Source organism: Bartonella acomydis, assembly GCF_039543025.1.
Taxonomy (GTDB): Bacteria; Pseudomonadota; Alphaproteobacteria; order Rhizobiales; family Rhizobiaceae; genus Bartonella; species Bartonella acomydis.
Map to the genome: position 1 here is coordinate 88,847 of NZ_BAABIY010000014.1, position 12,937 is coordinate 101,783.

General features: G+C 37.0%; 8 protein-coding genes and 1 tRNA gene. 4 read left to right on the forward strand and 5 right to left on the reverse strand.

Annotated elements, in window-relative coordinates:
- Positions 1-18: 18 nt before the first annotated feature.
- Positions 19-669, forward strand: a complete 651-nt coding sequence (locus ABD909_RS03950; RefSeq protein ID WP_345096665.1) for a hypothetical protein — start codon at positions 19-21, stop codon at positions 667-669.
- A gap of 216 nt (positions 670-885) precedes the next feature.
- Here the strand turns inward: ABD909_RS03950 and ABD909_RS03955 are convergent, their stop codons facing one another.
- Positions 886-2,004 carry a DegT/DnrJ/EryC1/StrS family aminotransferase gene (locus ABD909_RS03955; RefSeq protein WP_345096666.1) on the reverse strand — a complete coding sequence of 373 codons (1,119 nt, stop codon included), beginning with the start codon at positions 2,002-2,004 and terminating at the stop codon, positions 886-888.
- Between the two features lie 49 nt (positions 2,005-2,053).
- Positions 2,054-3,010 carry a Gfo/Idh/MocA family protein gene (locus ABD909_RS03960; protein WP_345096667.1) on the reverse strand — a complete coding sequence of 319 codons (957 nt, stop codon included), beginning with the start codon at positions 3,008-3,010 and terminating at the stop codon, positions 2,054-2,056.
- Between the two features lie 169 nt (positions 3,011-3,179).
- Here ABD909_RS03960 and ABD909_RS03965 point away from each other — a divergent pair.
- From ABD909_RS03965 to ABD909_RS03975, 3 genes are all read left to right on the forward strand, one after another.
- Positions 3,180-3,256, forward strand: a tRNA-Met gene (locus tag ABD909_RS03965).
- 783 nt (positions 3,257-4,039) lie between these two features.
- Complete coding sequence (locus tag ABD909_RS03970; protein WP_345096668.1) at positions 4,040-7,108, forward strand: right-handed parallel beta-helix repeat-containing protein; 3,069 nt, start codon at positions 4,040-4,042, stop codon at positions 7,106-7,108.
- A 146-nt stretch (positions 7,109-7,254) separates the two neighbouring features.
- A complete protein-coding gene (locus ABD909_RS03975; protein ID WP_425547934.1) occupies positions 7,255-9,648 on the forward strand; it encodes an autotransporter outer membrane beta-barrel domain-containing protein in 2,394 nt (797 codons plus the stop codon).
- Positions 9,649-10,358: 710 nt separating this feature from the next.
- On the opposite strand, the gene ABD909_RS03980 is transcribed toward ABD909_RS03975, so the two are convergent.
- Genes ABD909_RS03980 through ABD909_RS03990 form a run of 3 tightly spaced genes read right to left on the reverse strand, consistent with a single transcriptional unit; the run spans position 10,359 to position 12,935 of the window.
- Positions 10,359-11,141 (reverse strand): ABC transporter ATP-binding protein, encoded by a 783-nt coding sequence (locus tag ABD909_RS03980; RefSeq protein ID WP_345096670.1) that lies wholly within the window; start codon positions 11,139-11,141, stop codon positions 10,359-10,361.
- Positions 11,138-12,013, reverse strand: a complete 876-nt coding sequence (locus tag ABD909_RS03985) for an ABC transporter ATP-binding protein (RefSeq protein WP_345096671.1) — start codon at positions 12,011-12,013, stop codon at positions 11,138-11,140. The genes ABD909_RS03980 and ABD909_RS03985 overlap by 4 nt, the downstream gene beginning before the upstream one ends.
- A complete protein-coding gene (locus tag ABD909_RS03990; protein ID WP_345096672.1) occupies positions 12,006-12,935 on the reverse strand; it encodes an ABC transporter permease in 930 nt (309 codons plus the stop codon). The genes ABD909_RS03985 and ABD909_RS03990 overlap by 8 nt, the downstream gene beginning before the upstream one ends.
- Positions 12,936-12,937 lie beyond the last annotated feature (2 nt).

Here is a 12,937-nt window from a genome sequence, read left to right on the forward strand (position 1 = left end):
TTATTGAAAAGGGGATTTATGTTTATCCAATCACTTCTTTTTTTTATTCTTGGAGTGGCCTCTACTTCTTGGTTACTGGTACTTTTCGCCCCTCTTATCTGGCGTAGAGCTGTTTATTTTGCGCATAAAGGTATTTCTGCGCAAATTCCGTTATCACTTACTGAAATACAAGCAAACTATGATTTTCTCTGTGCACAACATGCTGTAAAACTTGCACACAACGAACAAAAATATGAATCTTTGCAAAAGAAATACGCGCAACAGAAAATACAACTAAGCCAAGCAACAAAACAACTTTATCAATTATATCTCTCCACACAAAACATATACTCCTCCTCCAAAGAGGCTATTGCAACCAAACAAAATCTTGACACAACAAACACTTTCATAATGGAAATTAAAAACATGCATGAAAAAATCGCACATTATCAGCAACGTTTACAAAAAATTCCGACCAATGATCTAAACTCCGTGGAAAATCAAAAACTCTTAGATGAACTGCGTGAAGAAACAAAGGAATTAGCAGCAACATTGGCTTCTCAAATAGCACACCAAGAAGGAAACACATCTCCTATCAACGCATTGGTCAAAAATTCCAAAAGCAAAAACGATTTAGCATCATGTATTTGCCAAAAAATCATCGACACGAAAAAGATACCTCTTACATAAGTGTCCTTTAAAACCTTAAAAAACATTTAGCTTTTGAAAGATCAGCTGTATTTTCTATAACAAAAATCGTATTGTTATCATCTTAATATAAAACACTCTTTTACCAGTATAGCTGCCAATTTTAGCTTTATTTTTCATTATAGATCAAAAAAAATCTCACCCAAAATAAGCAAATAAAGTCTACTCTTAAAGAGCTTTAAAGATAAAAACACTTTTTCAAGAACGATAAAAATCTCTTATTTTCTGTATAATCATATCCTGCTCATTTTGTGTCAAATAAGGATGCATTGGCAAACTTAAAACATGCTCACCTAAAGATTGCGAAACAGCAAGAGATCCTTTTACATAAGGAAAATGTTCATAAGCAGGCTGTTGATGCAATGGAGTTTTATAATAAATCATGGTAGGAATAGAATTTTTCTGTAAATAGTCCTTTAATCTGTCACGCTTTTTCACTTTAAGTGTATATTGTGCATAAGCACAACGAACATTCTCTCCCACTGCTGGAACTGCAACAACATCTCGCAAATGATTGGAATAATATTGGGCAATTTCCACACGCTTTTCCATCTCTTCTTCAAAGATAACAAACTTTTCTAGTAAGATTGCTGCTTGAATAGTATCTAAACGTGAATTCATACCGATACGCACATTATCATATTGGGTTTCACCTTTACCATGGAAGAGGATTGAACGTAAAAGTTCTGCTAAATGGTCATCATTGGTCATCATAGCGCCTCCATCACCATAACACCCCAATGGTTTTGCAGGATAAAAACTTGTGGCAGCCACATCGCCAAAAGCGCCACACATGGTATTATCGCTTCTTCCTCCCATCGATTGAGCAGCATCTTCAATAACAAAAAGATTTTCCTTTGCCGCTATATGAACAATTTTTGCATAATCAGCAGGAAGCCCAAACAAATCAACAGCAATAATTGCCTTTGGTTTAAGACGTCCCTCTTGTTTAATCATTTTGATTGCTTCACAAAGTTTTTCAACATCAATATTGAATGTATCAGGCAAAACATCCACAAAAACAGGTTCCGCTCCTACCAAAGCGACAACTTCAGCGGTTGCAGAAAACGTGAAGCTAGGACAAAAAACAGCATCCCCTGGACCAATATTTTTCGCCATAAGAGGCATCTTCAAAGCATCGGTTCCATTCGCACAGGCAATCACATGCTTAACGCCGAGATATTCTGCTAAGCGTTCTTCAAATTCTGTTACTTTTGGTCCTAAAATATACTGACCACTAGCGACCACATGCGCAATTGCAGAATTAATTTTGTCTTCAATACGCGCACGTTGCGCTCCAAGGTCGATAAATTTCATACTAACTCCATTGGTCATCACAATAATGCAAAAGTGCTACTTATGTCTTTTATTTCTTATAATTGACATGAGCAGCAGTTAAAATCCGTAAAACAGCAACAGCTTCTTCACCATTTGTACGGGGTAATTGACGTGTTTCAACACAATGAAGGAAATGCTGCAATTCACAAGTAAGCGGCAAATCTTCACATACACCAATGTAATCCAGCGCATCAGTATTAAAAGCCCACTGTTGATTCTCCCTCCAAACAGAATAACGCTGCAACGCCAATTTACGCTCCCACGGCTCCATATCATCAAAAAACAGCACAGCTTTTGTTCCAACAACCGTTAAACGTCTTTCACGATAAGGACACAAGCGTGAAGTAAAAAGATGGCTACGAATACCATTGGGAAAAGTCATATGAATATGAGAAAAATCAGAACAATGATCGATGACAGCAGCTCCCTCACCTCGAATCTCAAGAGGTTCACATCCCGTCAAAGCCAAAATCATTGAAAGGTCATGAGGTGCAAGATCCCATAAAGCATCGCTTTGTGTATGAAATTTTCCAAAGCCTAACCGGTGAGAATAAATATAACGCACTTCCCCCAATTCTCCCTGCTCCACCAATTCACACATTTTTTCAAAAGCAGGATGAAAGCGTAAAATATGTCCCACCATCAAAATCCGTTTACATTGGCGAGCAATTTGCACTTGCTGTTCAGCCTCTGCGACATTCAAAGCGATTGGCTTTTCCACGAGAACATCTTTACCATTCTTGACGGCACGCACAACATTTTCTGTATGAAATTGTGGAGGCAATGCCAACACCAGCGCATCAATATTGTTATGCGCAAAAAGATCATCAGGCGTAATAATATCAACGCCGTACATATTTGCAAAACTTGCAGCACGAGCACTATCACTATCAGAAACTGCTGCTAAAGCTCCAAGACTTTGGAGTGTTCGTATATGATTCCCACCCCAATGACCGCAACCTAAAACCGCTACACGTGGCACCATTTTTATGCCTTACCTCAACTCATCATATAAAATTATATTTTTCTATTACTCCATATCGAGGATAAAATAGAATGACAAGCAAAAAGCTTAAAAACGGTGCTTGACATCTCACTATTCTACCTCTTATATCCGCACAATATGAAATAATGTCATCATATTTTTCTGTTTTGGCGGAGTAGCTCAGTAGGTTAGAGCAGAGGAATCATAATCCTTGTGTCGGGGGTTCAAATCCCTCCTCCGCTACCATTTTTTTCAAAGTAGTTTATAATATTTCTTCTGTATAATAACATCATTGGCAAACTCCAACAGCTTTTTGAGAGCACGGAGCTTTTCGCTAGTTATAGCTTGTTATCAGGTTTTGTATATTTTGACATCAAATTTTATATCAATTTATTTATTTAAAAGAAGCACTGAACTCTCAAAAAAAATCTTCAAAGCTTCTGTCAAAGCTTTCACTCATTTTTGCTCTCAAAAGCTGATTGAACACATAGTATATTTAAATAAAAATGTATATAAGAACAATCAATTCTCACATATTCCACCCTAATCTCACCTTTTCTCACCCAGTACAAAACATAATGTCAAACGACACATAAAAAGCTTTAACCTTTATCGAATTTAAAACGATAGAATCTCTCCCATTTTTTAGAAAATATATAATTGTAAAAACACTACTCTTTTTTTTACTGTCTTTTCTATTCCTGTTTAATCATAAACCAATGAATATGAGCATCAAAGAATAGCTTTCCATCAAAAAAAGTCATAAATGGAATTATCAGCACCTTATAATATTATAATAATATTATACTAAATATAAAGAATTATTTTTAAATACACCGAAAAATACATTATGAATGTAAAATTAAATATTGCGTATTTTAATATAAATTCAACTTTAATTTTGACAAAAAAAGCAAAACATACTACGCAAAGTTATGCGTTATTAAAATAAAAGCAATATCTATTTTCTGTTCTTCTTTTGAAGACTGCGGGGAAGTGAATATTAGGGGCTTTAAAAGGAGACTATTCGTGTATAATAAATCCCTTCTGTCATCTATAGCAACAACAGTAGTCGTGCTGTTTAGTATCCAATTTAATGCACAAGCTAAATCTCTTAAAGTTTCTGATGGAACAACAGTAACAGTACATGGAGAAACCTATGATGCACTTCATGCAAAAAACGGCAGTAAAATCAACGGTAAGCATTTAACAATAACACACTCTAACCTAAGTTACGATGCATACGCTATAACTGCTGAAGGCTCTAACACTACAATTGAATTGCTGGATGGCACAACAATTAAAGGGACTGCTTCTGACATTTTATTCGGTCTTGAAGTGAAAGATGGTGCTACACTGCAAATGATCGAGGGAGCCATTACAGTTTCTCATCTAGGCGCTAACTTCTCAAACAGCAAGAGCGATAAAAACAAGTTAAAAAATGTGAAAATATCAAGCAGTAAAAATAAAAAAACTCTTACGACAGGAATATGCACTGACAAAGAAAGTAAAGTTACTTTAGAAAATGTAACCGTTACACAAACAAAACACGGCATAGTTGCATATAATCAATCTCAAATAATGATCTCTGGAGGATCATTTGAGGGAAAAGACGTAGGGATATATGCTGGAAACGGCAGCAAAATTACTTTAATCAGCAGTAAAGAAAGCCCCTCCCAAATTATGTCATCATCAAATGGCAAAGGGCTCTATACAAATGGTTTACATTCTATCATCACAATGACGGGAGGAACAGTATCTGGAGAAGCAGCATTACTTGCAGAAAACGGTGGACACATTAAGGTCACTGATGTTTCTCTAACAACAAATGGCCATGGAGTTGGTGCAACAGCCGGTAGCTCTGATAGTATGATTGAATTGTATGGAAACACAACAATTAAGAATACTAAAGGCGGGCTTATAGCAGCTAACGGTGGCAGAATTAAAATGGTTGGAGGAACCATTATGGCTTCCGCAACTGGTGTTGGCTTTGTGAATAGTAAAAGCGATGAAAATAAGCTGAAAAATGTAACAATAACGACCGGTAAAGAGAAAAATTCAGGTTTAGGGATACTTCTAGAAAAAGCAAGTGGGGTTACTTTAAAAAATGTAAAAGTGACTCAAACAGGCAACAGTATAATTGCAAATAATCATTCTAAGATAACAGTCTCTGGAGGATCATTTGATTCAAGTTTCGCAACAATATGTGCTCAAAACGGCAGCAACATCATCTTAACCGATAATGCTCAAATTACATCATATGATGAAGGAGGCCTCTTTGCAAAAGATTCAAAATCCACCATTACAATGACAACAGGAAGCGTGACAGGAAAAACTACAGCCTTAGAAGCAGACAGAGGTGGCCATATTACGGTCACAAATGTTGCTCTAAAAGCAACAAATAATGGCAACGGCGTAGCTGCTGGTGCAGCTGCCTCTGGCTCTAACAGTGTGATTAAATTGCTTGGAAATACAACAATTAGTAATGTTAAAATCGGAATTGATGGACAAAACGATAGCACAATCACAATGATCGGAGGAACCATTAAGAGTTCCGAAGCTGGCGTTCACTTTTTAAAAAGTAAGAGCAATAACAAACTGAAAGATGTAACGATATTAAATAGTAAGGACAATGCACTACTAATCAATGGAATAAATGCAAGAAGCAGTAATCTTACTTTAGAAAATGTAACAGTTAAGCAAGCAATCAATAGCATAGTTTCAAATAATGATTCTCAAATAACCGTTTCTGGGGGATCATTTAACGCAAAAGGTGCAGCAATATCTGCCCTAAACGGCAGCACTATTACTTTAACTGACAATGCACAAATTACATCATCTGATAACAGCGGACTCTATGCAAAAGACTCAAAATCCACCATCACCATGACAGGAGGAACAGTGAGGGGAGACACAACATTGTTTGCAGAAAAAGGTGGACATATTAAAACCACAAATGTCACTTTTACAACAAGAGATGGTAGCAAATCTCCCAGCGTGACAAGCCAAGATATGGGCAGTTTGGTTGAGTTATATGGGAATACAACGATTAAGAATGCTGAAATCGGACTTTATTCAGAAAATGGCGGTACGACCAAAATGAGTGGAGGAACAATCATTGCCAAAAAAGATGCATTTGTTGTAAATAATAATGGACATATTGATGTGACAGATGTTTCTGCAACAGCAGAAAATAGAGGGATAACTTTTGAAAAATCTAATAACAAAACAGCAGAAATTAATTTGACCAATACAAAACTTCATATCAAAAATGGTATTGGAATTGATGCAAATGAATCAACTGGTAAAGCTAATCTCAGAAATTCAGAAATCCATGCCGATGTTTTATTAGCAACCAAAGATTCAACTAAAAAAAATAATTTTGTTTTTGCATTAAATGCTGATCATTCCATTTTAGAAGGTAGCGTAAATACTGAAAAAAAATTCAAAACAATCTTTAATTTACAAAACAATACGAAATGGACATTAAAGACAAGCACAAATGAAAAGAAACAGAAAGAAAAACCACTTGACATTGCTCAAAGAGCACGTTCTGATATTTCTGTTCTTAATCTCAATAATAGCTCTGTTATTTTTGCAGAACCAACAGAAGGTCATTACCACACATTGCACATAGGTTCAGGAAAACCAGATACCAAAGCAGTCTATAATGCAACAGGCAATGCACAGATTTCTTTCAATACTTGGTGGAGTGATAGCAAGCCAATAGCAGAGCAAAAAACCGATTGTCTTCTGATTCATGGTGATGTTTCAGGTACTACACTGATTTATGTCACTGGATATTTAGAAAAGAGCAATATTAAAGCAAATACTTCTACTCCTACCAATATACATGGTTTTTCATTAATTCAAGTATTTGGAAAAGCAAATCCAAACTCTTTTAAACTCGCAAATGGCTATATCACAATAAGTGGTTCACCTTATAAATATATACTGAAAGCTTATGGACCAACATCAAAGCATAGTAAAACAAGGACTCAACAAAACATTTTAGGAGAAAATAAAAATTTTTGGGATTTTCGCTTACAACCAGTACTTCTTGATAATAATTCAACAGTAAAAACTGTCGTGCCATAATACAAAGGGCTATTTGGTTCTGCCAAGAGCCCTCTTCTATAGTGGATTGACCGATATGGCGAAACAAAATGCACTGTTAGCCAATATCAGAACATCTGTCGTAAAAAAAGGACAAGAAAAACAGGACGGCTTTTTCNACCACTGAAATTATTAATGAGTTTAAGCTGGAGAAAGGAAAAGAAAAGACTCTTAATAATGTTTTTATCCGCAATAAGGAAACTGGAGTGCTCTCTACTGAAAAAGCAATTGCCACAATTATAAACTCAACAATACACACAGAATCGGTTGCTTTTTCTGTATCAAAAGGCGGACGCATTCATGCGAAAGGAATTGATGCGAATTCAATATACAAAGGTTTAGAAACGAAAAATGGTATAATCAATATTGAGGATTCAACCATCACCGTCCAAAGAGGTGGAGCAGGTGGTATCGTTTTTTATGAAACCCCAAAACATGAAGTAAAAGAGGGTGAAAATATCATTAATAAAATTAGTCTTACCAAAAGCAAACTTCTTGTGAAAGATGGTGTCGGTATTCGGGGGCCTTATGGTTCAAAATCTGTTGCTGAGATTTCCCTTAAAGATTCGGAAATTCGTGCTGATGTTTTATTGAGAAATAAAACCAAACGTAAATATTATGATAACGATACTCTTCCTGTCTCTCTTACATTAGCCGCTGACAATTCGATCCTAGAAGGAAGAGCAAGAACCTTAAAAATAAATACCACAACTCTTTCTCTGATGAACAACAGCAAATGGTATTTAAAGGTCAGTCAAGAGGACTCCGATACTGATTTTAATACTTTTAATTTCGATCTTAGTGACTTGAAACAACGAGCACTTTCTACTGTTTCAGTACTAAGCCTTAATAATAGCTCTATTATATTTAATGCGCCATCTGCCAATGTAACAACTGCTTTGGGGAAGGATCAATATCAGATCTTGAGTGTGGGGCGTACCGCTGAAGTTTATAAATCGCGAGACAATATGGTCTCTACTGTAGAAACAGTTTACAATGCAACGGGTGATGCAAGGATTTATTTCAATACTGAGTGGAGCAATGGTCTAGAAAAAGAACAACAAAAAACAGACCGTCTTCTTATTCATGGAAATGTTTCAGGCACCACAACAATTTATTTTAACAATCTTTCAAATAATGGGGAATTAGAGTCTGAAGATTCCCTCAACCTTAATACACGAGGTCTTTCACTCATCCAAGTATCTGGAGAAGCGAATGAAACGTCTTTCAAACTGGCAAATGGCTACGTCACAATGGCGGGCTTACCTTACAAGTATACACTTAATGCCTATGGGCCAACATCAAGCCGTGGAAAAGCAGAAAGCACACAGAGCCTCTTGGGAAGCGTATCTCAAGAATCAGAAGAAAACACTCTTAAAGACTACACTAGCTACGTTATAAACGGGAATGCTCTTGAGGGAGTTTCACGAAATGAGGAAGATAAGCCAGCTTCAAATGGTAGAGAAGTAGAGAGTGCACAAAACCATTTAAGTCAAAATGAGAATTTCTGGGATTTCCGTTTACATAAAGAATTGCTTGGCTCTGATTCAACAGTAGAAGCGCTTGTACCACAAATGGCAAGCTATTTGGTTCTGCCAAGAGCCCTCTTCTATAGTGGATTGACCGATATGGCGAAACAAAATGCACTGTTAGCCAATATCAGAACATCTGTCGTAAAAAAAGGACAAGAAAAACAGGACGGCTTTTTCTTGTATACCTATGGCAGCACAGGAACATTATCATCCGCCCGGGGGCCTCTGGAATATAGCTACGGTGCTCGTCTTCGCTATGCCGCTCTACAAGGAGGGGTAAACATTACCGCAAGTGAAGGACAAAATACCACAACACATTTCGGTCTTGTTGGAACCTATGGGCAAATCTCTTTCACCCCAAAAGATATGCAAGATGCTGGGAAAAGCACGGTAGATAAATGGTCACTTACAGCCTATGGAACCGTACAACACGACAATGGTTTCTATCTTGATGCACTGTTATCCTATAACATCCTAAACGGAAACATCACCAATGCCCTCATTGGTAAAACGGCAAAATTGAAAAATGCCAAAATGTTGACGATCTCCACAACTGTTGGCAAACAATTTGCCACCGGCATTCAGGATGTAACATTCGACCCACAAGCACAGATTGCCTATCAACATTTGATGTTTGATACCATTTCAGATGCTGATAACTTTAGCGTCAATATGAACAATCCTTACCAAGGACTGATCCGTGTTGGTGGTCGTTTGACCAAAACTGTTGTGAGTAACGAAAACGGCCATGCTGTTTCTTTCTATGGAAAAGTCAATGCCATCAAAACCTTGGGTGATGATCAAGCAATCCATATTGATAAAGATTATAAAATTGATCCTATGGGCTCTTTCCTTGAAGGTGGGCTTGGTATCAGTGCACAATTGTCTCAAAATCTCTCGCTTCATGGTGATGTCAGTTATCAACAAAAGCTGCAAAAAACGGGGATTTCTGGAGCAAGCTTTTCAGGTGGTATACGTTATCAGTTTTAACACAAAATTATATAACCTATCCTATTGTATACATTTTAAAAAAAGGCAGCCAATAGGCTGCCTTTTTAGCTTATGACAAACTATCACAAAAATACTCATCAAACTGTTCTTTCTATACACGAGATAATATATCGATTTATAAGAACAATTTCTTATTTTGCATATTGAATTAACAACCCCCTATACCGCAAGGTTTTCTTATTTCAAATTTGTTTATGTTGAATTCAACAAAACCANCAATAGGCTGCCTTTTTAGCTTATTATAGTCTTTTTTAAAAAGCATTTCTTCTATACTAAAAACAGCAAAATATTTGAAAACTATCATTTATCATAAGGAAAATTCTTACAAAAACTTCTATTTTATAAAGAATAAAGCTTAAGCATTTTCGATGAATAATGCCCAAAAATGTAAAAAAGAAAACAACTCAAAATAAAACGATATTGTCAAATAAAAAGAAGCTTTCCTAGGAAATATGACTATCTTCTGTAATTTTTCACAAATTCAAAGCGAAAAATCTCCAAATAAAACTGCTAAACATAAAATGATAAACAAAAAATAGCGCAATACTTTCAGACAAAGAATCTATGTTATAAGCCCGTCGTATATTTCACAACCGAAATTCTCATAAAGGTTTTAAATATTAGAAGCTCAAGCACTGCTAGCAAATTCATGACTGAAAAAATTGCATTTTCTTTGTCTGTAAAATCGATCACGCTCTTTGCTCTCTATGAACAATAGGTTCAATACTGGCTTCAAAAAACTCTCTTGTATAATCATGCTGTGCATGTAAATTACGCAGATCATCATTGCTGAGTTCTTCAAGAATAATCCCTTTATGCATAATTCCAACCCGTTCACAGATATGTGCAACAACAGCAAGATCATGCGACACCATCAAATAGGTAAGTTTTTTTTCTTCTCGCAAAGATTTTAACAAATTCAAAATTTCCGCCTGTACCGATACATCCAATGCTGATGTTGGCTCATCAAGCAACAAAACCTCTGGCTCGATAATTAAAGCACGAGCAAGAGCAATACGCTGACGTTGCCCGCCCGATAACTCATGGGGATAACGATAAAGAAATGAAGAATTTAAACCAACGGAATTTAAAGCCTCACACACCCGCTCTTTTTGATTATCCATACCATGGATTTTAAGAGATTCAGAAAGAACAGTATGAACCATTTTTCTTGGATGAAGCGAAGCATAAGGATCTTGAAAAACCATTTGAATACGACGCAGAAAACTCTTATCCCTTTTTCTCGCGACCTCTTCTCCATCAAAAATGAAACGTCCGCTATAGTCCGGTATAAGCCCAACCAATGCATTTAAAATCGTGGATTTTCCACATCCTGATTCACCAATCAAACCGTAAGCTTCACCGCGTTTAATATGAAAATTGACATTTTTGACAACCGTTACTGCCTTATGTCTATGCCCAAAAGTCACAGATAAATTAGCAACATCGATGATATTTTCACAATGAGTCACGAGATTGCTCCTTCAACACCATTAACAATTGTCGGATTATGCAACCACTCAGGATCGCGTTCAGGAACTGCCAAAACATCAACAGGATTATCAAGACGTGGCAAACTCGCTAATAAAGCCTTAGTATAAGGATGACAAGCGCGAGATAAATTATAGGCAGGGAGCTCTTCTAACACACGACCTGCATACATAACCAAAACACGATCACAAAAATCAGCAATCATATTCAAATCATGACTAATGAAAATCAATCCCGTTCCAGATTTGGTCACAAGCTCATCCAACACTGATAAAACCTGACGTCTTACTGTAATATCAAGCGCAGAGGTTGGCTCATCTGCAATAATTAAATCTGGTTTTGGAATGAGCATCATTGCAATCATCACACGCTGTCCCATCCCCCCTGATATTTCATGAGGAAAGAGGCGCATCACATGTTCTGGATCACGAATATGAACAGACTCCAACATAGAAATTGTCCGCTCCCGCGCATCGGCTTTTGAAACACGGTAATGAATACGGTAAGCTTCCATAATTTGATCGCCAATTCGTATTAAGGGATTAAGTGAATATTTGGGATCCTGTAAAATCATTGAAATACGCTTTCCCCTGATCGTCCGCATCTGAGGTTCACTTGCCTTCAATAAATCAATATCATCAAAGCTCATTTTTTTAGCTTTGACAATTGCCGACCTTGGACTCAATCTGAGGATTGCACGCCCAGTCATGGATTTTCCAGATCCAGATTCACCAACAATACCAATTTTCTCTTTTCCAACAGAAAAGCTAACGCCGCGCACAACTTCTGTAATGCCGCGCGTTGTAGGAAAAGAAATACGTAAATTTTCTATCTCTAATAATTTTTTAGCCATTGCGTGGATCCAATACATCACGAAGCCCATCACCCAACAAATTAAAAGCAAGGCTTGTCAACAATATTGCACAACCTGGTATTGCCGCTAACCACCAATTTGTCATCATAAACTCACGCCCTGTCGAAAGCATTGCTCCCCATTCAGGACTTGGCAATTGAGCTCCCAAGCCTAAAAAGCCAAGACCAGCAGCGGTGAGAATAATTCCAGACATATCTAATGTTAAGCGTACGACCACTGAGGGAATACACATCGGTGCAACATGAAACAAAATAATCCGCAAAGCAGATGCCCCTTGTAAGCGCACTGCAGAAACATAATCAGAGGAGCGTATCGTCAAAGTTTCAGCACGTGCTAAACGTGCTATTGGCGGCCATGCTGCAATTGAAATTGCAATAGACGCATTTTCAATCCCTGGTCCCAAGGCGGCTGAAAAAGCAAGAGCTAAAATCAAAGCGGGAAAAGCCAAAAAAACATCAACAACGCGCATCAAAACAGTATCAACCCATCCCCCTATATAGCCAGAAACAGTCCCAACAATGAGCCCTATTGGTCCTACAATAATTGTCGTGAGAAACACAACATAAAGCGTAATACGTGCACCAAAAATGAGACGACTAAAAATGTCACGTCCCAATTCATCTGTTCCAAAGTAATGCAGTAGAGAGGGTGGCTGCAATCGATGTGCAAGATCATTGCTAACAAAATCATCAGTAGCAATCCAAGGAGCAAAAATTGCACACAAGACAATAATAAAAATAATAATCAGACCCAATACAGCTGAAAAATTACGCGAAAACTTGATCAATGCGTGATAAAGTCTTTGTACATTCGCTTGAAAAATTGACCTTGGAACAGCGTCATTTAACCAACGTCCTAAAGAAGACGACGTTTGCGATTTATGATGATGAATTGTTGTCATAT

What these genes read in the sequence shown, in the direction of transcription:
- ABD909_RS03950 (WP_345096665.1), top strand. Translation starts at nt 19, where the DNA reads ATGTTTATCCAATCACTTCTTTTTTTTATTCTTGGAGTGGCCTCTACT.
- ABD909_RS03955 (WP_345096666.1), bottom strand. Translation starts at nt 2,004, where the DNA reads ATGAAATTTATCGACCTTGGAGCGCAACGTGCGCGTATTGAAGACAAA.
- ABD909_RS03960 (WP_345096667.1), bottom strand. Translation starts at nt 3,010, where the DNA reads ATGGTGCCACGTGTAGCGGTTTTAGGTTGCGGTCATTGGGGTGGGAAT.
- ABD909_RS03990 (WP_345096672.1), bottom strand. Translation starts at nt 12,935, where the DNA reads ATGACAACAATTCATCATCATAAATCGCAAACGTCGTCTTCTTTAGGA.
- ABD909_RS03985 (WP_345096671.1), bottom strand. Translation starts at nt 12,013, where the DNA reads ATGGCTAAAAAATTATTAGAGATAGAAAATTTACGTATTTCTTTTCCT.